Here is a 23476-nt window from a genome sequence, read left to right on the forward strand (position 1 = left end):
CAGACGGGCGGGCGACGCTTTTTCTTTTCCCATCACCAATAGAAGGATTGGCCTTGCCTTGAGGGCTGGCCTTTAAACCCAATGATGTTCGAATGGATGTCTGATCCGGCCGCCTGGGCGGGTCTCGCCACCCTCATCGTTCTCGAGATCGTGCTCGGTATCGACAACCTCGTCTTCATCGCCATCCTCGCAGACAAGCTTCCAGAGCATCAACGGGAAAGAGCCCGACTGATCGGCCTCGGACTGGCGCTGGGCATGCGTCTCGTCCTGCTTGCCTCGATCGCCTGGATCGTGACGCTGACCACTCCGTTGTTCACAGTGCTCGGCGCTGAGATCTCCGGCCGCGACCTGATCCTTCTGTTCGGCGGCCTGTTCCTTCTGTTCAAGGGGACGATGGAGCTGCACGAGCGCCTCGAGGGCCATGCCGGTCACAAGGAAGGCAAGGTGGAGCATGCGGTCTTCTGGCAGGTCCTCGTGCAGATCGTCGTCCTCGATGCCGTCTTCTCGCTGGACAGCGTCATCACCGCCGTCGGGATGGTTCAGCATCTCTCCGTGATGATGATCGCGGTCATTGTCGCCGTCGGCGTGATGCTGCTTGCGTCCAAACCACTGATGGCCTTCGTGTCGAAACACCCGACCGTCGTCATCCTCTGCCTCGGCTTCCTGATGATGATCGGCTTCTCCTTGATCGTCGAAGGGTTCGGTTTCCATATCCCCAAGGGCTACCTCTATGCGGCGATCGGCTTCTCGGTGCTGATCGAGGCCTTCAACCAGATCGGACGCCGCAACCGCGAACGCTTCATGACGACGGGTGACTTGCGCGAGCGTACGGCAAATGCCGTTCTCTCCCTCCTCGGTCGACGCAAGAGCGAGACGTCGCTCGGCGAAACGGCCGATGTCATCGCGGAGCGGGCGACGGAGGACGAACTGTTCACGCCGGTGGAGCACGAGATGATCGAAGGCGTACTGACACTTGCAGAGCGCCCGGCAAAATCGGTCATGACCCCGAGGCTTGATGTCGAGTGGCTGGATATCGAGGAGAGTGACGACGAGTTGCGCCGCAAAATCGTCGAAACAGGTCATTCGCGCTTCCCGATCGGACGCGGCAATCTCGATGAGTTCCTGGGCGTCGCGCTGGCGAAAGACCTGTTGAGAGACCTGCTCGAGACCGGCAAGATCGACTTCAGCCGATCCCTTCGCCAGCCCTTGGTCGTGCATGAAACCGTCAGCGCGCTGCGCCTGCTTGAGCAGTTGCGCCAGTCTCCCCTTCAGGTCGCGATCGTCCTTGACGAATATGGCTCGATGGAAGGCCTGGTGACACCAACAGACCTGCTCGAAGCCATCGCCGGCGACTTTGCCGACGATGATGATGATCAGTTGACGGTCGAGCGCGAGGAAGACGGAGCGCTCCTCGTCGACGGGTGGATCGATATCCGGCATGTCTCAAAACTGCTGGAGGTCGATCTCGTGGATGAGGCCGACCGCTATTCCACGCTGGCGGGCCTCGTTCTTTGGCGCCTCGGACACCTGCCGAACCAGGGCGAAAGCGTCAGCTTTGGTGGCCTGACCTATGAAGTCGTCGCCTTGGATGGCCGCAACGTCGACAAGGTCAGGATCCGAAGGCCGCAGATGGAGGAACTGACGGGCGCCCAGTTTCGCTGAGCTTCCGCCAGGCTGAGATGAAGCAGTTGCGCCGCCGATTTTGCGCCCGAGAGCGGCTATTCCACCGGCTCGGGCGTGAAAAACACGTCGGCATGCATGTCTGAGCGGTTCAGGCCGCGCGCAAACGCAACCTCCATTGCCGCATCCACCATCGGCGGCGGGCCGGCGACATAGGCTTTCCATCCGTCGAGGTCAGACAGATCCTCGGCCACAGCCTCCGTCACGAATCCACGACGGTACCCTGCCGAATCGGCCTCCGACAAGACGGGCCTGAAGACGAAATTGGCGTGCCACTCGGCGAGCGCGCGGAAATGATCGACGAGGTAGAGATCACGCTCGCTGCGTGCGCCGAAGTAGAGATGGATCGGCTGCTTCAGGCCGTGGGCAAGGGCGGTTTCGACGATCGATTTGATGGGGGCGAGGCCGGAGCCGCCGGCGATGCACAGGATCGGGCCGGAGTGGTTCTCCCGCAGATAGGAGGATCCCATCGGGTATTCGAGCGTCACCTTGTCCCCGGCCTTCAGAGCGCCGTGCACATATTGCGAGGTCGCTCCGCCGACCACGTGGCGAATGTGGAACTCCACCCGGCCGTCGCCATGCCGGTTGGCCATGGAATAGCTGCGGGCGGGGACCCCGTCGAAACTCACCTGTGCATATTGTCCAGCGACGAAACGAGAGCTGCCCCCATTTTCCGCATCGATGCGCACCAGCTTGATGTCGTGCGTGAGGTCCTCCAGATGCGTAACGATGCCGCTTAGCCGTTGGGGCGTTTGGACGGCATCTTCTTCGCCGCCTCCGAGCCATGCCACGGCGGTGTTCGTTACCGGAAGCGCCCGGCAGGCAAGGATGAGACCGCCGGCTTTCTCCTCATCGGTGAGGGCGAAGGGCGAATGCTGGAGAAGCTCCACCTCGCCTTCGATCAGCAGAGACTTGCAAGCGCCGCACCGCCCGGATCTGCAGCCATGGGGGTAAGGAAGCTTGGCGGCGAGCGCAGCATCGAGAATGGTCTGGTCGGCGTGCACTTCGAGGTTTGTTCGTGCCGATCGTATGTCTATGCGTTTGACGGTCATATCAAATGTTTCCTCACAGAGTTCGAATTCTCTCGCGGGCCGGTTCCTGACGGCGGCAAGCGAAAATGCCCTCAGGCTGCGGCTTCCAGCGCTGGTAAGGTCAAGGGGTATCGGATCACCGCCGACGTTCTCAGTTTCGGAGATTGGAATGCGACGGCGAACCTGGACCGATTGCCTAGTGGGACTCTCGGCGCGACCACACGAATGACGGTGGCGTGGCGCACCAGCAAAGAGCACAGCTCAGTCGTGTTCGGCGGCTCCCCCCGCCGGAGTGCCAGCCGCGGGGAATACACAAGACGAAAATCCAGATGTTCCAATCTCTTATCGGCAGAACCTGACCATTCGTATCAGGTTGAGCGAAAGAAGTTTCAGGAGGTCTTGACCTTTCCATCGTTGGAAACCGCACCTTCGCGAAGAACTGATCGCTGCCGTGGCCGCCCCGGCCGCAAGCGTGAACAAAATGAAGGTGAACGAGAATGAGTAAAAAGGCCGCCGCCCTGTTCCTAGCCGGTATCGCAACCGTTGGAGGGCTTGCGCTTGCCGACGGCGATGGAATGGGAACCTTCGCCAGTCGGCTTCTTGGGCTTGCCTCCTCGACCAGTGCGTCGGAGGCAGTCGCGGCGACCGGAACCACGGGTGCGCCCATGCCCAAGGTTCCGGTCGCCGAGGTCATCACGCGAGAGGTCGCGCCAGCCGTAGAGTTCACGGGCCACTTCGAGGCGGCAAAATCCGTTGAACTGCGTCCGCGTGTCGGCGGCGCCATCGACAGGGTGAGTGTTCCCGAAGGCGCTCTCGTCAAACCGGAACAGGTCCTGTTCCAGATCGATCCGCGACCGTTCCAAGTCGCCCTGGACGCCGCCAAGGCGCGCTTGAAACAGGCGATCGTTCTTCTCGATCACGCCGACATCGCGTTCCGCCGCGCCAAATCCCTGGCTCCGAACGGGACCGTGTCGCGCAAGACCTATGACGATGCCGAGGCAGTGCGGCGCCAACGGCAGGCCGAGGTCGAAATCGCCAAGGCGGCAGTGGCTGCGGCAGAGCTTGATCTCTCCTTCACGCGCGTCGCAGCCCCGATTGGCGGGCGGGTCGATCGTGTCCGGGTGACCGAGGGCAACCTTGTTTCAGGCGGCAATGCGGGTGCCGCCACGCTCCTCACCACCATCGTCTCGACGGACCCGCTCTACGTCTACTTCGACATCGACGAAGCGACGTTTCTCGATTTTGGCGGGCGAGCGCGTCCTGACAATGGAGAAGGCGGAACCGAGAAGTTGCCGGTCGGGATTGGCCTCATGACGGATGCCGGTTTCCCCCATGCCGGCGTGCTCGACTTCATCAGCAACCAGGTCGAACGCAGCACCGGCACGATCCGGGCCCGCGCGATCGTCCGGAATCCGGACGGACTGCTGGCCCCGGGTCTCTTTGCTCGGGTGAACCTTGTGACGGCCCAGCCAGCCCGCACCGTTCTGATCGACGATCAGGCGATCGGTACCGACCAGGGTCGCCGCTATGTGCTGACGCTGGGCTCGGGGAACAAGGCCGAGTACCGGCCGATCGAACTCGGTCCGATGATCGACGGCTTGCGTGTTGTCGCAAGCGGTCTCAGGCCGGGTGAGAAGATCATTCTCAAGGGCCTCGTGCGCCCTGGTATGGAGGTTGACCCGCAGACGGTTTCGATGGTGTCGGGCGAGGCTGCCAAAGGTGACTTAGCGGCCGCCGCTTCGCAGGAGGCGCGTCGATGAACATTCCACGCTTTTTCGTCGACCGCCCCATCTTTGCGGTCGTTCTCTCCGTATTGATGCTGATCGGCGGTGGCCTGACCCTCCTAAAGCTGCCGCTCAGCGAATATCCCCAGGTGACGCCGCCGACCGTGCAGGTGACTGCAAGCTATCCGGGTGCCAGCCCCGAAGTGATCGCCGAAACGGTTGCGGCTCCGCTGGAGCAGGTGATCAACGGCGTCGAGAACATGCTCTACATGAGCTCGCAGGCCGCAACCGACGGGCGCATGACGCTGACGGTGACCTTTCAGCAGGGCACCGATCCCGACATGGCGCAGATCCAGGTTCAGAACCGGGTTTCGCGCGCGCTTCCGCGTCTGCCGCAGGAAGTTCAGCGCATCGGTGTCGTGACGCAGAAGACCTCGCCCGATATCCTGATGGTCGTGCATCTGGTTTCGCCCGATGACCGCTACGATCCTCTCTACCTATCGAACTTCGCGACGCTGCAGGTCCGCGACCAGCTCGCGCGCCTGTCGGGTGTGGGTGACGTGCTCGTCTGGGGAGCCGGCGAATACTCCATGCGGGTCTGGCTCGATCCGGCCAAGGTCGCGGCGCGCGGATTGACCGCTTCCGACGTGGTTGCTGCAATCCAGGAGCAGAACGCTCAGGTGGCCGCCGGCTCCGTCGGCCAGCAACCGGATGCCTCGGCAGCGCTGCAGGTCACGGTCAACACGCTCGGCAGGCTATCCAACGAAGAGCAGTTCGGCGCCATCGTCGTCAAGACCGGCGCCGATGGCCAGGTCACCCGGCTGCGCGACATTGCCCGCATCGAGTTGGGCGCCGACTCCTATGCGCTGCGCAGTCTTCTTGACGGCAAGCCGGCGCTGGCGCTGCAGATCATCCAAAGCCCCGGCGCCAACGCGCTCGACGTGGCGAGTTCCATTCGCGCCACGATGGAAGACCTGCAGAAAGGCTTTCCTGAGGGCATAGAGTATCGCATCGCCTACGATCCCACCGTCTTCGTGAAGGCCTCGCTGGAGGCCGTGGTGATGACGCTACTTGAAGCGATCGTGCTGGTCGTCATCGTGGTCGTGCTTTTTCTTCAGACCTGGCGCGCGTCGATCATCCCGCTGGTTGCCGTGCCGATCTCCTTGGTCGGCACATTCGCGCTGATGTACATGTTCGGCTTTTCGCTCAACACGCTGTCGCTGTTCGGCCTGGTCCTCTCGATCGGGATCGTGGTCGACGACGCGATCGTCGTCGTCGAAAACGTCGAGCGTCACATCGCGCTTGGCGAAACGCCGAAGGAAGCGGCGCGCAAGGCCATGGACGAGGTGACCGGGCCGATCATTGCGATCACGTCGGTGCTCTCGGCCGTGTTCATTCCGTCAGCCTTCCTGACCGGCCTGCAAGGCGAGTTCTATCGTCAGTTCGCCTTGACGATCGCAATCTCGACGATCCTGTCCGCGGTCAACTCCCTCACCCTTTCCCCGGCACTTGCAGGCGTACTTCTGAAGCCACACCACGGCGAGGTGAAGCGCGATCTCCTGACGCGCGTGATAGACGGCCTGTTCGGCTGGTTCTTCCGGCTCTTCAACCGGTTCTTCGAGCGCGCTTCGAACGCCTATGTCTGGTCCGTGCGCCGCGCCGTCAGGTTCAGCGCACTCGTCCTTCTCGTCTACGCCGGCCTGGTCGCCACGACATGGCTGGGCTTCCACACCGTGCCGAACGGCTTTGTCCCGGCGCAGGACAAATACTACCTGGTCGGCATCGCCCAATTGCCGACAGGAGCCTCGCTCGACCGAACCGAGGCGGTCGTCAAGAAGATGTCGGAGATAGCCCTCGCGGAACCGGGCGTCGAAAGCGTCGTCGCTTTTCCGGGGCTTTCGGTCAACGGCATGGTCAATATTCCCAATGCCGCCGTCATCTTCACGATGCTGAAGCCCTTCGACGAGCGCAAGGATCCGTCCTTGTCCGCATTCGCGATCGCAGGTCGACTGATGGGCAAATTCAGCCAGATACCCGACGGCTTTGCCGGCATCTTCCCGCCGCCGCCCGTCCCGGGTCTCGGTACGACCGGCGGTTTCAAGTTCCAGGTCGAGGACAGGGCCGGGCTCGGCTTTGCGGCGCTTGCCGAAGCGCAGGGCGCGATTATGGGCAAGGCGATGCAGACGCCGGAGCTTGCCGGAATGCTTGCAAGCTTTCAGGTGAATGCGCCGCAGGTGCAGGTGGACATCGACCGGGTGAAAGCCAAGTCTCAAGGAGTGCCGCTCAACACCATCTTCGAAACGCTGCAGGTCAACCTCGGTTCTCTCTACGCCAACGATTTCAACCGCTTCGGCCGGACCTATCGCGTGGTGGTCCAGGCAGACGCGCCATTCCGCATGCAGCCGGAAGACATTGGCCGGCTGAAGGTGCGCAACGCGGCGGGCGCGATGATGCCTTTGTCGGCGCTGTTGACGGTCAAGCACAGTTCGGGACCGGATCGCGTCATGCATTACAACAGCTTCCCGTCGGCCGATATCAGCGGCGGTCCGGCGCCCGGCTATTCGTTCGGCCAAGCAACCGCGGCCATAGAACGGATCGCGGCGGAGACGCTGCCACCCGGCATGACCTTCGAATGGACGGAGCTCGCCTATCAGGAAAAGCAGGCCGGAAACACCGCGATGTACATTTTCCCTCTGTCTGTCCTGCTGGCGTTTCTCATTCTCGCCGCCCAGTACAACAGCTGGTCTTTGCCCTTCGCCGTGTTGCTGATCGCGCCGATGGCGCTGCTTTCCGCAATCGCAGGCGTCTGGTTTACCGGCGGCGACAACAACATCTTCACGCAGATCGGCTTTGTCGTTCTCGTGGGGCTCGCGGCCAAGAACGCGATCCTGATCGTCGAGTTCGCGCGAGCGAAAGAGGATGAAGGCGCCGATCCTCTGTCCGCCGTGCTTGAGGCGGCCCGCCTTCGGCTCAGACCGATCCTGATGACGTCGCTTGCCTTTATCGCAGGCGTCGTTCCGCTGGTGATTGCTAAAGGCGCTGGCGCAGAGATGCGCCACGTCATGGGCATCGCCGTCTTTGCCGGCATGCTCGGCGTTACCTTGTTCGGCCTCGTATTGACACCGGTGTTCTATGTCCTGGTGCGGAAGTTGGCGATCCGGCGGGAAAAAGGCCGAATCCCTGAAGGGGCGTCGCTGGAACAGCGAGCCTAAACGAACCATAACCATCGCACGCGGTCATGTCGGGAAGCCAGATGGCCACGTGCGATGCCTCCCGTCCGAAGGCAAATCCGATCGGCCTGGCGAAGTGAGCGCAAGTGCAAATAATCGTCAGGTTTGCCGGCTAGGGCGCACCTCGTTTCCAGTCGCAAACCGCAGGGCTCACGCAAACGTGCAAGGACGTGACCGGCAAAGGATTGCATCGGGTCGAAACCCTGCTAACACCCGGCTCCTCAAGCACCGCGTTGGAAGATCAGCAAGCGGTCGACGTCGGAATTTCGAGTGGGGCACTGCTTTGCCTGGCGCTCTTCGTTGATCCCGACCGAGCTGTCTCCCATATGCGACGAGCCCGGCCTCTCCTCCCGGCGGGCTCGACAACAACGACCCAGGAAGAATAAAAATGAACAATAATGGACGCCTATCGGGCAACTCCTTCGCTGCGCATAACCTGCGCGATCGCCTGGCGGCCGACGGTCTCGCCTATCTGGTCGCGCTGATGCCCGTATTCCTGTTGCTCTGCTAAGCTCGACTGCCGCGTTTCAGGACGCCTGTCGTGGACGCGCTCTGTTCGCGGCCTCAAAGCCACCTTCGGCGCAAGAAAGATCCCCATTCGGCTTCAATTCTCAGCTTTCGGAGGCGATCGCCGCTTGTGACGTGCGCGGCGTAGGAATTGGTAAAGGTGACGAGCAGGATGCGCGCCATCTTCGGATCTCCTTCGGTTCGCTCAAGTTCGTCGGCGATCTCTCGGTAGAGAGCTTCGCTCGACGTGGGCTCGGCGATACGCCGTTCCGCCATCTCCAGCATCCGTTCGACAAAGGCGAGATCGATCACATAGGCCGGCATCGATTTTCCGATCATGATGATGCCCCGCTGCCTGCAGAAGAGGTCCGGCATGGTGTCTCGTGCGTGGGAACGCACGGGCGGTCCGTCTGAGAGAAGGTGGGCGTCCGGGGCGTGTCCTGTCCTGTTCGGAAAAGTATCATGCTCCATCTCCTTCTCACGCTATAGGCCCGGCAAGGATCGGGCCGAACGATATCCCTATGGGAGCCCAACCGCCAAAGGCGCGAAGAGTTCCAAGGGAAAATCAATTTTTGCGATCAAAGGCCGCCTTCGCGCGACGACGCCAAACGCATGGAAGGGAGCGCGTGAGGCTACCGGCGCGTTTCTAAGGTCAATGCGAACCGCTCGAGCCCAGATGCTCGAACAGGTCTCGCGCCGGAGGGGACAGTTCCTCTTCCGCGCGCACGCAGACGGACAGCCGCCGCGTCGCCCAGTCATCAGCAAGGCGCACGAACGCGGTCTTGGCAGATCTGCCGCCGCGCCGTGCCGCCGTCTCCGGCATGATGGCAAGGCCGACACCCGCCGAAACCATGTGACACATGCCTTCGAAGCTACGCATGCGCGAGCGCATCTTCAGCGTCAAACCCAATCTCCGTGCTTGTGCATCGATATGGCTCTGCAATGCGCCATCGGCCAGGCCGACGAAAGGCTGGTCCGCAATGTCGGCGAAGAGTGCCCGCCTGCGTGCCGCGAATACGTGATCGCGTGGGATGACGACGACGAGCCGGTCGACGGCAAAGGGACGCAGTTGCAGGCCGCCAGTATCGACCGCGTCCGAAAGAATGCCGATCTCCACGAGGTCGGCGGCGACTGCTCTCGCAATCTCGATGCTTTGCCGTTCCTTCAGATCGACGTCGATCCGCGGATGCGCCGTCATCCAGGCGCCGAGCCGCTGTGGCAGAAACTCTGTGAGTGCGGCGGTGTTCACCGCAAGCCGGATTGTTGCTCGAAGGCCATCGGCGTGGTCACCAAGCTCGCCGCGCATCCGCGCCATCTGGCGCAGGATCAGCCGGGCGTGATGCGCGAGCGCTTCTCCGGCCGGTGTCGGCCGCACCCCGCGGCGACCACGTTCGAGCAGCTTGACTTTGCCGATCATCTCCATGTCGCGCAGACGTTCACTTGCCGCGGGCAACGAAAGCCCGGCATCCGCAGCACCATGGGTCATGCTGCCGGCATCCACCACGGCAAGAAACAGACGAAGGTCGATAAGATCGAAACGCATGCAAAGGAGGTTAACGGAAAAACAGCCTTCGGACCAGCCGAAGTCTGCCTGCGGATGATCCGCATTGTGCCGATGCGGGTATACGCTATGCCGATGGCATGTTCGATCTTGCTCCGTCCCTCGTCGTTGCGATTGCCGCAACTTTCTTCGCCGCCGGCATCCTCAAGGGCGTCACCGGCATGGGGTTGCCGACCCTGGCGATGGGCGTGCTCGGTACGCTCATCTCTCCACTTGCGGCCGCCAGCCTGTTGATTGCCCCGTCCTTCGTGACAAATGTCTGGCAGCTTCTCGCGGGCCCGAGCTTCGGCGCGCTTGCGCTCCGGCTTTGGCCGATGATGCTGGCGGTCGTTCTTGGCACGCTCAGCGGTTCTTCGGTGCTTGCCGGTGGCAGCACCGCGCTCACGACGGGCGCGCTTGGTGCGGCCCTCCTTCTCTACGCCGCCTTCACGCTCTTTGCGCGCCAGCTTCGCGTTCCGGCGAAGTGGGAGCCGTGGCTGTCTCCCGTGGTCGGCGCGGCAACCGGGATCGTCACGGGCGCAACCGGCGTCTTCGTCATCCCGGCCGTGCCCTATCTGCAGGCGCTAGGTCTTGAACGGGACGAACTGGTGCAGGCGCTCGGCCTCTCCTTCACCGTCTCCACAGTCGCCCTCACCGCCGGGCTCGTCTGGCAGGGCGCTTTCGAGGCCGATAATCTGCTCTTCTCCGGCCTCGCGATTGCGCCGTCGCTCGCTGGCATGTGGGCGGGGCAAGTCGTTCGCAACCGTGTCGAGCCGCCCGTATTCCGGCGCTGGTTCCTCATCAGTCTGCTCGTCCTCGGCGCCGAAATGCTTGCGCGGCCGCTTCTGTAGGTCCTCGCCCAGTCCGTGGTTTGGTCATCTTGGGACGGAAAACTGCCGCTACGGGACCCATTACGCAAGACGCGGATCGCGCTGGCTGACGTTCCCAAGAGCTTTGCTGAGGAACATCGATCAATATATTGAAGAAACTACGTTTTAATGCCGACTCCGGCCCGGAATTCAGGCCGGCACGATCTTCAGCGCGATGACACCGCCGGCGATCACCAGCATTGCGGTTGCCCGCGAGACTGTGATGGTTTCTCCAAAGAGCAGCACACCGCAGAGCACGGAACCGACGGCGCCGATGCCGGTCCAGACCGCGTAGGCTGTTCCGAGCGGCAAGGTCTTGAGCGCCTGGGTGAGCAGGGACAGAAAGATCACCAGGGCAACGATCGAGACCAGCGTCCAGGACAGGCGGCTGTAACCGTTCGAGAACTTGGTGCTGACGGCCCAGGCGACGTCTGCAACGCCGGATAGCACGAGGTAGATCCAGGCAAGCGATGTGGATGACATGGCAATTCTCCAGGGTTCGGCAGATCGCGATCGGTTGCGGCTTCAGACGAGTTTAATAACGGCGACACCGGCCAACAGCAGCACCACGCCGCCCAGGCGCAGCCCCGACACGGACCTCTGCGGCAGACGGAACCAGCCATAGCGATCGACGAAGACACTTGCGACCTGCTGGCCGGCCACGGTGAGACCAACCGCCGCGGCCGCACCAATCGCTGGGATTGCGGTAAAGACCGTGGTGACATAGGTCGCTCCGGCGAGACCACCGAGCCAACCCCACCAGGGCATCGTCTGCACGCCGGTGATGTTGGGACGGGATGTCTTTTGCCCGGCGAGCACCAGAAGCATCACCGCGGCCATGGCGAGCGTGGCGACGAGAAACGAAATCGTACCCACCGCGAACGGCGCACCCCCGAGATCATGGCGCAGGAGCGCATTGACGGCGCCCTGGACCGGGAGCACGGCCCCTGCCATCAGCGCAAGGGCAATCCAGCCAAGCCGGTCGGCTTTAACATTGTCTTTTCCGCCTTGCCCGAACACCACCATGGCAACCCCGAGGAGCACGACGAGCGTGCCAACGGCGGCCCCGACCCGCAGTCCCGTCGGCGGAACGCCCAGCAAGCCGAAACTATCGAGCGTCAGGGAGGCGAGCATCTGTCCGGCTATGAACAATCCGACGGAAACGACGGCGCCAAGGCGGGGGAAGAGAACGATGGTCGAGACGACATAGACGGCTGAGGCGGTGCCTCCGACGAGATGCCACCACTTGACCGCGGGAATTGCACCAAGCGCGGCGATTGTTCCCGTCAGGAGGGTGACGAGAAGCAGCAGACCGGTACCAATCGCGAGCTGAAGTGTGGTCGCCGCAAAAGGCGATCCGACAGCTTTGGAAAGTTGTGCGTTGGCACCCGCCTGGACAGCGAGCAGACCACCCGCAAACAAGGCCAATGGGACGAACAGGGTCTCCATGACGGGACCTCCTTGATGAGAATGAGTTGAAAATGGAGGAAGGGTTGATCAGGTGGACGTGCTCTGGTGCGCCCGGACCTGAGGAAGGTGCGGGGCGGTCGAGTGATCACTCGTCTCAGGCACCAGATCGCTGAAGAATGGGATCATCTTGCGTCGCTCCACCGATCGGCCCATCCGATCGTGACACCATCTTTAAACGGTGCTCCGTTGCAGAACGATCTGTCGTTTCGCCTACTGTCTCTGCATATTTGCACAGCCGCTTCAATGACGGTCCACAGCGAATAAGGCGTTTGACCGTGGAGCTCGATTGCGCAAAGCGATTGACAATACGCGGTGATAGCGGTGCAAATTCGCTCATCCGATGAACAACCTGGCCTAGGTTTGCCCAATCATGCACAGCCATCACCGTATCGACTGGGAAGACCTCCGCTTCGTTCTGGCCGTCGCAGAGGCGAACTCCCTTGCTGCTGCCGCCCGGGCGCTTGGCGTCAATCACACAACAGTGTTAAGGCGTGTCGGGTCGTTCGAACAGAAGCTCGGGGTCCGGCTGTTTGACCGCCTCCCGTCCGGCTACATGCTCACCGCCGGCGGCGAGGAGCTGCTGGCCGTGGCCCGGCAGATGGCTGAAACGGTCACGGAGCTCGAGCGCCGCTTGACGGGTCAGGATCTGCGGCTCGAGGGTAGCCTGCGGATTACCACCACGGATACGCTGATGGCGTCCATCCTGCCGTCGATCCTGGCGGATTTCCGTCAACGCCATCCCGGCGTCCTGCTCGAGGTCAGCACCTCGAATGCGCTCGCAAACCTCTCGCATCGCGACGCGGACGTTGCCATCCGCCCCGCGGTCGATTCACCGGATGCATTGGTCGGTCGCCGGATCGCGAAGGTCGCTTTCGCCGTCTATGCGGCGCCGTCCTATCTCGATGTGCGGGAGCTGACAGCCGACCCGCTGGACATTGCAGGGGAGCACTGGATCGGGCTTGGCGACGCGCTTGCGTCCACGAGCGTGGCACGATGGATGCGCGCGACGCTCGTGGCACCCGCGGTCTTGCGTTGCGATTCGCTGGTCACGGCCCGCGAGGCGGCAAAGGCCGGCATCGGTCTTGCGGCCCTGCCCTGTTATCTCGGAGACACGACGCCCGGTCTCATCCGCATCGGCGCACCGGTTGCCGATATGACGAGAGAGCTTTGGCTTCTCACACACGAGGATCTGCGGCGCACGGCCCGCGTCAGCGCCTTCACCGAGTTTGTTGGCGAGGCGCTCGCGAAACATCGGCCGCTCCTCGAAGGCAACAAGCCCTCCACTTAGAAGTTCCCCCGGGAACGGCCAATGCGGACGGAGCGCTTAAGATCGCTTTAAATCCAGTTGATCAGGGACACGTCAGATGCCAAGCTCAGTTTGCGAAACCTATCCCGGAATATGCGAAAAAAGCCGCCTGAAGTATCCGCGGCCACCCCGCCTCCTGCGTGCTGCCAACCAGAACCTCCGAGGTGCGCCACGGCCGATATCGTTCGCGCCGGTAGCCATTTCACTGACCGTTGAAAGCGAAAGCGCTTCGGCAATCCGGATCGGATCGGCTATCTCGATGCTGGGATTGCTCGTTCTTGCCGCGTACGCCGGGACGACGGCCGTTGCAGGGATTCTTGCCGGCGGATTCGATGGACTGTTGATCGAGGCGTCGTCGAACCTCTGGTGAGTTCGGCACTGGGCGACCCGTCGCCTCAGGCCGTCAGAAGCGATTGACCGCATTGCGGTTCGTCAACGTTCCCGTTGCAAAAGCAAGGCTTGCCGCGGCGACAAGCGTGTCGCTGTAGGCGGTCGCCTTTGCGACTTTCGCCTGGAGCAACGCCGTCTGCGCGATGCTGACATCGGTGATCGTGCCCAGGCCCTGCTTGTAGTAGTCGACCGCAGCATCGTAGGTCGTCTGAGCGGCCGTCGTCAGCTCGCTTGCGGCCGCATAGCCGGCCAGGCTGGTGCGCAGCAGATCATAGGCGACGACGACTTCCCGCGCCGCAGTGTTTTGCAACTGCGCCATCTCCTGCTCGGCAGCGTCGACCTGCGCCATCGCCGACTGCAACCGCGCGTCGCGCAGCCCGCCATCGTAAATCGGGAAGCTCAGGCCGATCATCAGGTTGGCGTTCGGCTGGTTGACGCGGATCGTCGAGCGCTGGTCGAAGCGGGTGTCTTCGACGCTGAGCGAGCCGATATTGCGGTTCACGTTGCCCACCAGCGCGACCTTCGGCATGAACTCCGCGCGGGCGGCCGCAATACCGTTCTTGTCGGCCTGCAGGCGGGCAAAAGCCGCCTGCACATCCGGGCGACGCTGGAGCGATGTCCCAATCAGCCGGTTGAGGTCCTCGGGCACAGCCTTCGGCAGAGCACGATTGCTGCCGTCGGCGATGCGGATCTCGAGCGTTGGCGAGACCCCGACCGCTTCGAGAAGCGTCATATAGGCATTGCGCTCGTGCCCTTGCGATTGGGTCAGGTTGAAGCGCGCCTGCGCCACTTGCTGGTTTGCCTGCGCGACTTCGATCGATGTGGCGATGCCGCGACCCATGCGCGCCTTGGCGGCTGCCTGGACAAGCTCGGCATTCTGCACCGTCTGGCGGGCGATCTTCAGCTGAACACGCGCCGCCGTCAGGACGAAATAGGCGTTGGAAACATCGAAGATCAGCTTCTGGTGCGTACCGTTGAAGGTCACGTTTGCGGCAAACGCCAATTGCGTTGCCGCCTCTCTCCCCGCATCCCGCCCGCCGAAATCGAGAAGCAGCCACTTGACCGTAAGGGATGGAATGAACTGCGCGCCAGTTGTCGTCAGCGTGCCGGGGGCGATCGGTATGGGACCGCCGATGCCGGGCGCAGTCGCCGACGTCTGCTCCAGACCGGCGAGTACATCGGCCGTCAGGAGAGGCAGGTACACCGCTTCGGTGATGCCGACGGCAATCGCCGCCTGCCGGGCGCGCTGCCAGGCGGCACGGGTGATCGGATTGGTTCGCTGGGCGATATCGACCAGTTCCGGCAAGCTGTAATCGTGTTTCGGATCGATCGACGGCGTCGCGATCGTAATCGGGATCTCAGGGTTCGGCGCGAGAGAGAAATCCGGCGCGCCGGCACTCACCTTCGAGGCGTCCTTGGTGCCCGTTCCCGAAACGGCCGGCCGGTCGGCGCTCGGTGGCGCCAGATCATCGAGTGCAGCGGACGTGCAGGCTGCCGGGATCGACAATGCGCCAAGGAGAAGAGAGCCTCGGGCAGCACGGCACATGCTTCGGCAAAGGGCGATCACCCCTACCGAAACCCACCTCGCCCCCGCAGAAACCATCATTCCAAGGCATCCCCCGCTGCCAGCCGCCGAACCACAGTCTCGATCTTCTCGTAGAGTGCAAGCCTCCAGGCGAGCTCGTCGCGAATTCGCCGGGGAAAACCTCCGGCATGTATGCTTGCCTTCCGGGCGCGGGCGAGACGCGCTTTCAGCCGCCGAAGCGCCAGGGCCAGATCCGCACTGGGCTTCGGCCGGTGCCATGCCTCTAATCCCTCGGCCTGATCGTTCAGCCATTGCGCCACCGCGTGTTCATAGCCGAGAACCGCGCGCTTCAGCGGCGTCGGCGCGCCCCGCAACGGACCGAAGGCCCGGTCGTGTTCGCGCAATTCGACGATCGGGGCGGCCAGTTCCTGCAGGCTGAGGGCAATGCGCTCCGTCGTCCGGGCATCGATGTCTCCCCGCCGCACGTTTGCAGGCTCGAAACGCAGCAGTTCACTCTGGCGCAATGCGCCAGCGACACCGCTGATCAGGTCGGCATAGTCGCCGGTGGGGCCGCCGCGGCGCGCTAACAGATTGGCAAGCGTGGCACCGCTCGTAGCAAGGCTCTTGCGTATTCCCTGCCCGATGCTGACCGGCCAGATCGTCGAGAAAACGACCGAAACGACGATGTTGCCGAAGACGATGCCGATGATGCGATCCCGCGCCTCGTTGAGATCCAGACTCGGGCCGAAGCCGTGCAGCACGACGAGAAAAAAGCAGAGCGCCATCTGCCAGCCGATATAGGAAATGCGCTCCGAGCCGACGGAGATCCATGCCGCAATGAGGCTGACCGCACCGACAAGAAAGGCGAGCTGGCCGATATCCGTCATGTGCGGCACGAGCCAGATCGTCGAGCCAATCGCCACGGCGCCGCCAAGGAGGCAGCCCGTCAGCCGCAGTGCCAGCTTGTGCATGGTCTCGCCCGTCGTTCCAAGCGCTACCATGAAACAGGTGATCAGGGCGGTGTGGATCGCAAACCAATCGAGGGCCGTGTAGGTGATGTAGGTGATCATCACCGCAAGCAGAGCCTTCAGCGCGAACTGCGTGTAGAGCGGATTGCTGAAAGCATCCGGCAGGAAGAACCCTCCCTTATGCGCATCTGACACCGGCCCGGGCGGGTCTGCTTCCGATAGGATATCGACGATCCTTTCGACCTGATGCGCCGGGATCGCTTCGGCAATGCGGCGAAGAACCTCCGGCGCCGCAGCGTTTTCCCGCGGCCTTCGTTCATCAAGCGATAGGGCGAGTGCCAGCGTCAGCAAATCATAGGACGCGTCCGTCGCCGCCTGCATGCGCGGCACGTCGTGCTTGTCCATCAACGCCAGAAGCTTTGAGAACCCGGCATATTTCTTGAGCTCGCCATTGCCTTCGGCCAGCAACGTTGCAGCCACGCGTTTCGCCGCGTGGTCTCCACTGGACAGGAGCTGGCCCGCCACCTCCAACCGCTCGGCGATCGCCGAGCGTAGCCGTCGCGCCGGGCTGTGGCCGGTGATGAGATGGATCGCGATCAGGTAGACCACCGGGAAGAACACGACCACCCACATCCAAGCGAGCCCTCGGATCAGCAGTTCCGGGATCGGCACGATATCGTAGAGCGTCATGACGAAGGCAAAGACCATGGCGACCGTACCGATCGGCGGCCCGGCACGGCTTGCCTGCGTCAGGTACATGCCGCCGAAGGTAAAAAAGGCGACAAGTGCCAGGCGCAGTGCCGGTTCGTCCGCCACCACCATCAGGCAGACGATGGCCAGCAGAATTCCGATCGTCGCCCCGACAAGCAAGCCGATGGCGATCAGGATGCCGGAGCCGGCATCAGCTCTGAACGCGAAGAAGACGAGATAACAGGAGATCGCCGCTTCGGGGACCCGCAGCGCCATCGCCGTTACAGCAACCAGCGTGGTGACCAGCGCCATGCGCAGGGAAAGGTCCAGCCGGCCCGGATAGGGTTGCAATTCGTCCCAGAGGATCGACGTGTAGCGGACGCTACTTCGCGGCTGGAACAGCATCGGCGTCGTTATGCGCGGGCCCGATGACGACGACGGCGGAGGCGCCGACGCGCATCAGGTCCTCCGGCGGATTTTCAAGCCGCACATGCACGGGAAAGCGCTTGGCGACCCTCACCCAATTCAGCGAGTTGGAAACGATCGGTATGCCGAGGATCGTGGCGGAATCTTCCGAACGCACGCCCCAGCCGACGCCCTCGACCGTGCCGGAAATACGGCGCTCCGGATCCGCCATCACGAAGACATCGGCGCGGCTGCCGATGGCGATCGCCTTGAGTTCTGTTTCGCGGAAGAAAGCGACGGTTTCCCATTCGGCGGTATCGATCAGAGTGAACAGCGTTTCGGCGGGAACCACGACCTTGCCGACCGTCGTGCGCAAGCCGACGATCTTGCCGTCGAAGGGCGCCCGCACGATGGTGTTCTCCAGGTCCCGCTCGGCAAGTGCTACCGTCGCGCGTGCGACATCCGCCTGGGCTTTCCGAGTGTCGAGGGTACCGATCACCCGGTTGGCTCCGTGGGCCGACTGCAACGCCTGAGCAAGGCTGACTTCGGCGTCTTTGACGGCGGTTCGCGCCTCGTCAACTTGCTGCGCCGTCACGAAGCGCCTCGGCAAGAGCGGCTCCAGCCGTTCCTGTGTCTGGCGCGCAAGCAAGACATTGTTCTGAGCACGGGCGATCTGCCGGTCCGCAACGTCGGCATTGGCGCGCTCGAGATCGAGATTGCGCTCTCCCTGCGCCACTTCCGACTGCGTCGCCTTCAGTTCGGCCTGCGCCTGTTCGAGACGCAGGCGATAGGGTTCCGGATCGAGGCGGAAGAGCACGTCGCCCTTCTTCACGCTCGCATTGTTACGCACCTCGACGGCGATTATCCGGCCCGGCACGCTCGCGGCGATCGCAACCGTCGGCGCATCGATTTCAGCGACGTCCGTGCGCGGGCTGCGGTCGACCTGCCAGAAGGTGAAATAGACCGCGACGGCCGCACTGGCGATGATGAGCGGGCCGAGAGTGCGTGCAACTGCACGCCGGAAGACGTCATCGGCACTCAATTCGGCGCTCCGCCAAAGGCCAGAAACCAGTAGACGATGCTGGTGGTGAGCGCGAGCGAGAGGTAGACGAGAAGCGGCGCGGGCAGGTGTTCGTCGATACCGGCGTGGACGAGGATCAGCCTTGCGACAACCGTGGTGACGATACCAAGCCCGGCACAAAGCAGCCAGGCTGGAAAGTAGGACCCGAACACCACGATCGACGGGGCAAGCGGATCCCGGGCACACCCCGCGGCCGTCAGCATCCCCACCGATAAAAGTGCGCGCCCGATCGTCCACCGCCGGCGGCCGGCACGCATGCTAAGTCGAACCACACCATCCCCCGTGTCATGGCCATTGTCATGCAATTGCCGATACTGGTGAATTACGCGAGCCAATTCAACCATTCATGGACCTGCATCACCAGGGTTCGAGAAACGACCGGTCGTTGAGGGGCTGGTGATCTGTCGTTCTTGGGACGGACGGCCTCGCCCCATGTAGAGGCGATCAAGGGTCGGGCTAGTTGTCGGCGCGCTCCGCCAGGCGCCGCAACCCGGGAATGTCCTTCAGCGTCAGCTTCTGCCGTCCGCCGACGACCAGACCCTGCCCCTCCCAGGCGCTGAGGATGCGCGAAACCGTGTGCAGCGTTGTCCCGGTCATCTCGGCGATATCCTGGCGTGAGATCGGAAAGTCGATGCGGATGCCGCCGCTTTCGGGTTTGCCAGCCTGTTCGGCGAGCCGGAGCACCGTGTGCGCGACGCGGCGCTCTACCTCTTCAGTCGACATCTCGCGGATACGGGTATGCGCCTCGTCGAGCCGCTGGCCGATGGTGTGGAGGGCATTGACCGCAAGGTGAGGATTTTTCTCGACGAAGATGTTCCAGAGCTCCGTCGGCCAGGCGAGAACCAGGCTTTCGGTCGCCGCCGTTGCGGTGCCCGGATAGTCGCTGCGCTGGAGCGCTCGGGCAAAACCGAAGAGATCGCCGGGATTGACGACCCGCACGATGATCTGCTGCCCGTCCTTGGTGACCTGTGTCACCTTCAGCCGGCCATTCAGCAGCAGGAAGAAGAAATCGGCCGTGGCCCCCTGTTCGAACACGGCTTCGTTCTGCGGCACGCGCCGCACCGTGGCGCGCGTCAGCAGCGTGTCCAGTTCCGGGTCGCTCATCTTCTGAAACAGGGGGAGCGATTTGACGAGTGTGCGATCGAGTGCAGCCACGTTGGCCCTATATCCTGCCGATTTGAAATTGCCTTTGCTCTAGCATAGTGCCGGGTCCTGCAAAAGGACCCGGCATTTATGCCCGAGCGACGGTTTTCCCAGCAATTTCATCGGCCGTCTCATCTCAGCCCGCACCGTGGAGCCGCCGTTCAAAGGCATAGAGGTAGCCCGAATACCAGCGGCCGTCGCGCACGAGCCGGAAACCGAGATTGTCGGGCGGCACGCCGACGGCGCAGCCGCCGCTTTTCGGATCCCGGATGAAGAAGCTCATCGACGCCCGGTGCTTGCCGTTGACGACGAAGATGCCGCAAGCGGGAGCCTCCTTCAGCACCTCGCCGTCGTCGCCGATCGTGACGCGGCGGTGGCAGGTCTCGGTCCATTCCCAGACATTGCCGTCGAGATCGGCAACCCCATACTCGTTCTCACCGAAGGCGCCCGTGGGCAGCGGCATGGGGTTCTTCGCCCTCTGCCGGCTGGATTCGCGCTCGTAGTCCGCAAGCCAGCGCAGCGCCGGATTGTCCTTGGTGCCGTCGATCCCCAGCGCATCGTCGGGGAATTTGGACCCGGCGGCAAACGCCCATTGCTGGTCGGTCGGAAGGCGCCAGACCTCGCCGGTCTTCTTGGTCAGCCATGCCGCATAGTCGGTCGCGTCCGTGTAATTGACCCCGGTCATCGGCACACCCGACAGGCCGGCGCCATGGCCGCCCTCCGGCTGCTGGCAGCCGCCGTCGGCGACGCAGCGCTCGTAGTCGTCGCGCGTCACCTGATACTTCATGATCTCGAGCGGCTGCTTGATGGCTGCCACTACGATCGGCGCGTCGACGGCAAAACCGTTCTTCAGGAAGTGTCCCTCCGCCCGATAGCTCATCTGTCGCGGCGCGATCGTCACGGTCACCGGCGGCCTGATCGACGGATCGATGCCGTCCTTGAGATCGTCGAACAGCCCCACCTTCGCCGAAAGCACGCCGCCGATTGCCGCCAAAAGGACGACCGGTGCTGCTAGCGAGAGGAGCGAAACCGCAGTTTTCTTGGTGGTGGGCATGGAAGGTCTCCGGGGGAAGTGGCACGCGCCGGCAAGCGCGTGCCTTTGTTCGCGCGTGGGGTCGCTGTGAGCGCGGCCCCACGATCATCCGCTGTCACCCGGCTACATCGACGCCGGCTTGACGACCGATGTCATCAGATCGTCGTTCCATTCGCCGGTCACCTTGAAGTGGCCGGCGGCACCCAGCTCGAACGCCTCGATCAGGTTGTGGTTGACGTAGGCGTACACACCCGGCTGGCGGAAGGTGTAGAAGGCAGCGCCCGCGGTTCCGCCCGGAATGAGCCAGGTTTCCTGGTCGAGATCCGGCGGGTTGCGGAACTTGCCGGTCGCCCAGACATAGTCACCATGCCCGCCGATCAGGTGCGGCCGCGTATCGCGGTTGGCCTGCGAATGGACGACGAGCACACGCTCGCCCACGGCCGCAGTCAAAGCATGGTCGCCGGTCAGCGCGCCGACCGCACCGTTGAAGACGATGTGGGTCGGGGTCAGCGTGCGCATCGCCTTGACAGCATCTTCATAGGCTTCGCCGGGGGTTTCGTACTTCTTGTAGTTCCCGGCCTCGTCCTTCGGCACGTAGAAGTCCTGCTCGCCGACATAGTAGATCTTGTCGTACGTCAGCGGCTGGCCCTTCTCGTCCTTCAGTCCGTCGCGCGGCAGCACCATGATGGCGCCGTTCATGCCCGAGGTGACGTGCCAGGGCACCATGCCCTCCGGCGCGCAATGGTAGACGAAGACGCCGGGCTTGGTCGCCTTGAAACGAAGCGTGGTTTCCTCGCCCGGGTTCACCTGGGTCAGCGCCCCGCCGCCGAGCGCACCGGTTGCTGCGTGGAAGTCGATGTTGTGCAGCAACGTGTTGGTGTCAGGGTTGATCAGCCGCAGTTCAACATAGTCGTTCTCATGCACCACCATCAGCGGACCAGGCACCGAACCGTTGAAGGTCATCGCGTGGATCTCAGTGCCCTCGCGGTCGATCACCAGCTTCTTTTCCTCGATCGTCATGGTGAACTCGACGACGCGCGGTCCGGTCTTGGCGACCTGGTCATGGGCGTGCACGAAAGGCGGCTTGACGAGGTCGACCTTCACGCGAGACAGGGTCGAGATATCGACGGGGGCAGCACCGGCTGCCGCGGCAGCGCCAGCGGCATGCGCCTGAGCGGTGTGGAGAAGCGGCGCAACCGCGCCCGCCAGGGCAGCGCCGGCAAGCATCGTCCGGCGGGTCATCTGAAGTTGTTCAGTCATCTTGCTCTCCTTCGGCGCGTTCCAGCGGCCGGGATTGGCCTTCTGCGAAACGCGCCTGTATTCAACGAGTTAGGGTGGGCGGCGCCGACTTGGGCGGCCTCACCTCCGGTCTCGACCACCGGTCCCCCAGCAGTCACTAGAGAAGTAGAACCACAGACGAATCTCGTCTTTGTCTTGGAACAAATCGTTGCGAGGAGATCGCTTTTCTTTACGCCTTGCGACGTCGGCGGTCCGACCGGGCAGCGATACTTGCGTTTTCGCAAAGAGGGCCTTCGAACCCATTGATAGATCAAGCCTCATCCGCAAGTCCGCAAGGACGCACGACGAGGAACACGACCATGTTGGACAGATTGATAAGACCGAAACCGAGCGGCGGCATTCCGCGCGGACTCTCGACCACCGGCCCGGTGCTCTTCTCCTATGGCTTTCGGCCGTTCTTCCTCGCAGCCGCCCTCTGGGCGATCGGCGCCATGGCGCTGTGGATCGCCGCACTGATTCTCGGACTAGACCTAGCCGGCGACTACGGTGCCGCCCATTGGCACGCGCATGAGATGCTGTTTGGCTTTTCCTCCGCCGTTCTCGGCGGCTTTCTGTTGACGGCGATCCCGAACTGGACGGGAAGGCTGCCGGTTTCCGGCCGACCGCTCGCTGCCCTCTTCGGGCTCTGGGTCATTGGTCGGGTTGCTCTCCTGTCGAGTGGTATCATCGGCTTACCCGTCGCAGCCGCTGTCGAGGCGCTGTTTCTGCCGGTGCTGTTGCTGATCTGCGCGCGCGAGGTGATCGTCGGTCGCAAGTGGAAGGACCTCAAGGTGATCGGCGGGCTCATAATTTTGTCGGCCGCCAATATCTGGTTCCACCTCTCGGTCCTCGGCAATCTCGATGTCGACGCCGCAGCGCGGCTGGCGATCGGGGCCTACACCATGCTGATCATGATCGTCGGCGGACGCATCGTGCCGAGCTTCACGCGCAACTGGCTGAACAAAGTTGGCCGCACCGATTTCCCCGTGCCCTACAACAGGTTCGACACCGCGGCGATCCTGATCGGCGTTGCAGCGCTCGGTGCCTGGACCTTCGCGCCCGTTCACATCGTCACCGCAGCGATTGCGGTGATCGCGTGCGCCTTTCATACGGTACGGTTGCTGCGCTGGCACGGATCACCGACCTGGCCGGAGAAGCTGCTCTTCGTTCTGCACGCGGCTTACGCCTTCGTGCCGCTCGGCTTCCTGGCCATATCGGCCGGCGCGATCGAGCTCCTCGCCGACTACCCGGTCATGCATGTGCTGACCGTCGGCGTGATCGCCTTCATGATGCTCGCCGTGATGACGCGCGCCACTCGCGGCCATACCGGGCGGCCGCTGGTGGGATCGGCACTCACCAGCGCCTCCTATGTCGCGATCGCGGGCGCCGCGCTAATCCGGCCGCTGGCCGAGGTGCTGCCGGAGCATTATCATCACCTGATCGCGCTCTCTGGTGCATTGTGGATCGCGGCCTTTGTGCTGTTCACGCTCGAATACGGACCGATGCTGGTGCGCGAGCGCCGCGCGCCGCGCGCCTCACCCTGACCGGACGTCGATACCCAACGCAAAAGGCGCCGCAGATGCGGCGCCTTTTCTTTTCTAGAAGG

The 23476-nt window shown here is 63.1% G+C and carries 19 protein-coding genes; 7 read left to right on the top strand and 12 right to left on the bottom strand.

Going from position 1 to position 23476, the window contains the following annotated elements:
* Window positions 1–81 precede the first annotated feature (81 nt).
* On the top strand, window positions 82–1662 hold the full coding sequence (locus tag IB279_RS19520; RefSeq protein ID WP_113187736.1) for a TerC family protein: 1581 nt from the start codon (window positions 82–84) through the stop codon (window positions 1660–1662).
* Between the two features lie 56 nt (window positions 1663–1718).
* Here the strand turns inward: IB279_RS19520 and IB279_RS19525 are convergent, their stop codons facing one another.
* On the bottom strand, window positions 1719–2732 hold the full coding sequence (locus IB279_RS19525; protein WP_113187735.1) for a 2Fe-2S iron-sulfur cluster-binding protein: 1014 nt from the start codon (window positions 2730–2732) through the stop codon (window positions 1719–1721).
* Between the two features lie 476 nt (window positions 2733–3208).
* Between IB279_RS19525 and IB279_RS19530 the strand changes: the two genes are divergently transcribed.
* The 3 genes from IB279_RS19530 (at window position 3209) to IB279_RS37710 (ending at window position 8176) form a co-directional block, all read left to right on the top strand.
* Window positions 3209–4471 carry an efflux RND transporter periplasmic adaptor subunit gene (locus tag IB279_RS19530; protein ID WP_034790524.1) on the top strand — a complete coding sequence of 421 codons (1263 nt, stop codon included), beginning with the start codon at window positions 3209–3211 and terminating at the stop codon, window positions 4469–4471.
* Window positions 4468–7647, top strand: coding sequence for an efflux RND transporter permease subunit (locus tag IB279_RS19535; RefSeq protein ID WP_113187734.1), 3180 nt, complete (start codon window positions 4468–4470; stop codon window positions 7645–7647). The genes IB279_RS19530 and IB279_RS19535 overlap by 4 nt, the downstream gene beginning before the upstream one ends.
* A 406-nt stretch (window positions 7648–8053) precedes the next feature.
* On the top strand, window positions 8054–8176 hold the full coding sequence (locus IB279_RS37710) for a hypothetical protein (RefSeq protein WP_255380984.1): 123 nt from the start codon (window positions 8054–8056) through the stop codon (window positions 8174–8176).
* A 53-nt stretch (window positions 8177–8229) separates the two neighbouring features.
* Here IB279_RS37710 and IB279_RS19540 read toward each other — a convergent pair whose 3' ends face one another.
* Together IB279_RS19540 and IB279_RS19545 are read right to left on the bottom strand one after the other, a co-directional pair.
* Window positions 8230–8547, bottom strand: coding sequence for a hypothetical protein (locus IB279_RS19540; protein WP_034790534.1), 318 nt, complete (start codon window positions 8545–8547; stop codon window positions 8230–8232).
* Between the two features lie 277 nt (window positions 8548–8824).
* The gene (locus IB279_RS19545) at window positions 8825–9715 is read right to left on the bottom strand and encodes a LysR family transcriptional regulator (RefSeq protein ID WP_090427754.1); all 891 of its coding nucleotides are present in this window, start codon (window positions 9713–9715) and stop codon (window positions 8825–8827) included.
* A 98-nt stretch (window positions 9716–9813) separates the two neighbouring features.
* Between IB279_RS19545 and IB279_RS19550 the strand changes: the two genes are divergently transcribed.
* The gene (locus IB279_RS19550) at window positions 9814–10563 is read left to right on the top strand and encodes a sulfite exporter TauE/SafE family protein (protein ID WP_192339576.1); all 750 of its coding nucleotides are present in this window, start codon (window positions 9814–9816) and stop codon (window positions 10561–10563) included.
* 168 nt (window positions 10564–10731) lie between these two features.
* On the opposite strand, the gene IB279_RS19555 is transcribed toward IB279_RS19550, so the two are convergent.
* Window positions 10732–11064, bottom strand: a complete 333-nt coding sequence (locus tag IB279_RS19555) for a multidrug efflux SMR transporter (protein WP_034790543.1) — start codon at window positions 11062–11064, stop codon at window positions 10732–10734.
* Between the two features lie 42 nt (window positions 11065–11106).
* On the bottom strand, window positions 11107–12030 hold the full coding sequence (locus IB279_RS19560; protein ID WP_090297314.1) for a DMT family transporter: 924 nt from the start codon (window positions 12028–12030) through the stop codon (window positions 11107–11109).
* 391 nt (window positions 12031–12421) lie between these two features.
* On the opposite strand from IB279_RS19560, the gene IB279_RS19565 reads away from it, so the two are divergent.
* Window positions 12422–13339 (top strand): LysR family transcriptional regulator, encoded by a 918-nt coding sequence (locus tag IB279_RS19565; protein ID WP_113187732.1) that lies wholly within the window; start codon window positions 12422–12424, stop codon window positions 13337–13339.
* Between the two features lie 421 nt (window positions 13340–13760).
* On the opposite strand, the gene IB279_RS19570 is transcribed toward IB279_RS19565, so the two are convergent.
* The 7 genes from IB279_RS19570 to nirK all read right to left on the bottom strand — a co-directional run bounded on the left by IB279_RS19570 (window position 13761) and on the right by nirK (window position 21852).
* The gene (locus tag IB279_RS19570; protein WP_113187731.1) at window positions 13761–15353 is read right to left on the bottom strand and encodes a TolC family protein; all 1593 of its coding nucleotides are present in this window, start codon (window positions 15351–15353) and stop codon (window positions 13761–13763) included.
* Window positions 15350–17335 (bottom strand): FUSC family protein, encoded by a 1986-nt coding sequence (locus IB279_RS19575; protein WP_192339578.1) that lies wholly within the window; start codon window positions 17333–17335, stop codon window positions 15350–15352. Before IB279_RS19575 ends, IB279_RS19570 begins: the two co-directional genes overlap by 4 nt.
* Complete coding sequence (gene mdtN, locus IB279_RS19580) at window positions 17313–18377, bottom strand: multidrug transporter subunit MdtN (protein ID WP_051659199.1); 1065 nt, start codon at window positions 18375–18377, stop codon at window positions 17313–17315. The genes IB279_RS19575 and mdtN overlap by 23 nt, the downstream gene beginning before the upstream one ends.
* Window positions 18374–18688, bottom strand: coding sequence for a YtcA family lipoprotein (locus IB279_RS19585; RefSeq protein ID WP_234852767.1), 315 nt, complete (start codon window positions 18686–18688; stop codon window positions 18374–18376). The genes mdtN and IB279_RS19585 overlap by 4 nt, the downstream gene beginning before the upstream one ends.
* Window positions 18689–18872: 184 nt before the next feature.
* The gene (locus IB279_RS19590; RefSeq protein WP_082566519.1) at window positions 18873–19520 is read right to left on the bottom strand and encodes a Crp/Fnr family transcriptional regulator; all 648 of its coding nucleotides are present in this window, start codon (window positions 19518–19520) and stop codon (window positions 18873–18875) included.
* A 175-nt stretch (window positions 19521–19695) separates the two neighbouring features.
* Window positions 19696–20613: an SUMF1/EgtB/PvdO family nonheme iron enzyme gene (locus IB279_RS19595; protein WP_090297304.1), complete on the bottom strand. Its 918-nt coding sequence runs from the start codon at window positions 20611–20613 to the stop codon at window positions 19696–19698.
* Between the two features lie 102 nt (window positions 20614–20715).
* On the bottom strand, window positions 20716–21852 hold the full coding sequence (gene nirK, locus IB279_RS19600) for a copper-containing nitrite reductase (RefSeq protein ID WP_192339580.1): 1137 nt from the start codon (window positions 21850–21852) through the stop codon (window positions 20716–20718).
* A 338-nt stretch (window positions 21853–22190) separates the two neighbouring features.
* On the opposite strand from nirK, the gene IB279_RS19605 reads away from it, so the two are divergent.
* Complete coding sequence (locus IB279_RS19605; RefSeq protein WP_192339582.1) at window positions 22191–23414, top strand: NnrS family protein; 1224 nt, start codon at window positions 22191–22193, stop codon at window positions 23412–23414.
* Window positions 23415–23476 lie beyond the last annotated feature (62 nt).

Source organism: Ensifer sp. ENS06, assembly GCF_014852205.1.
GTDB lineage: Bacteria > Pseudomonadota > Alphaproteobacteria > Rhizobiales > Rhizobiaceae > Ensifer > Ensifer adhaerens.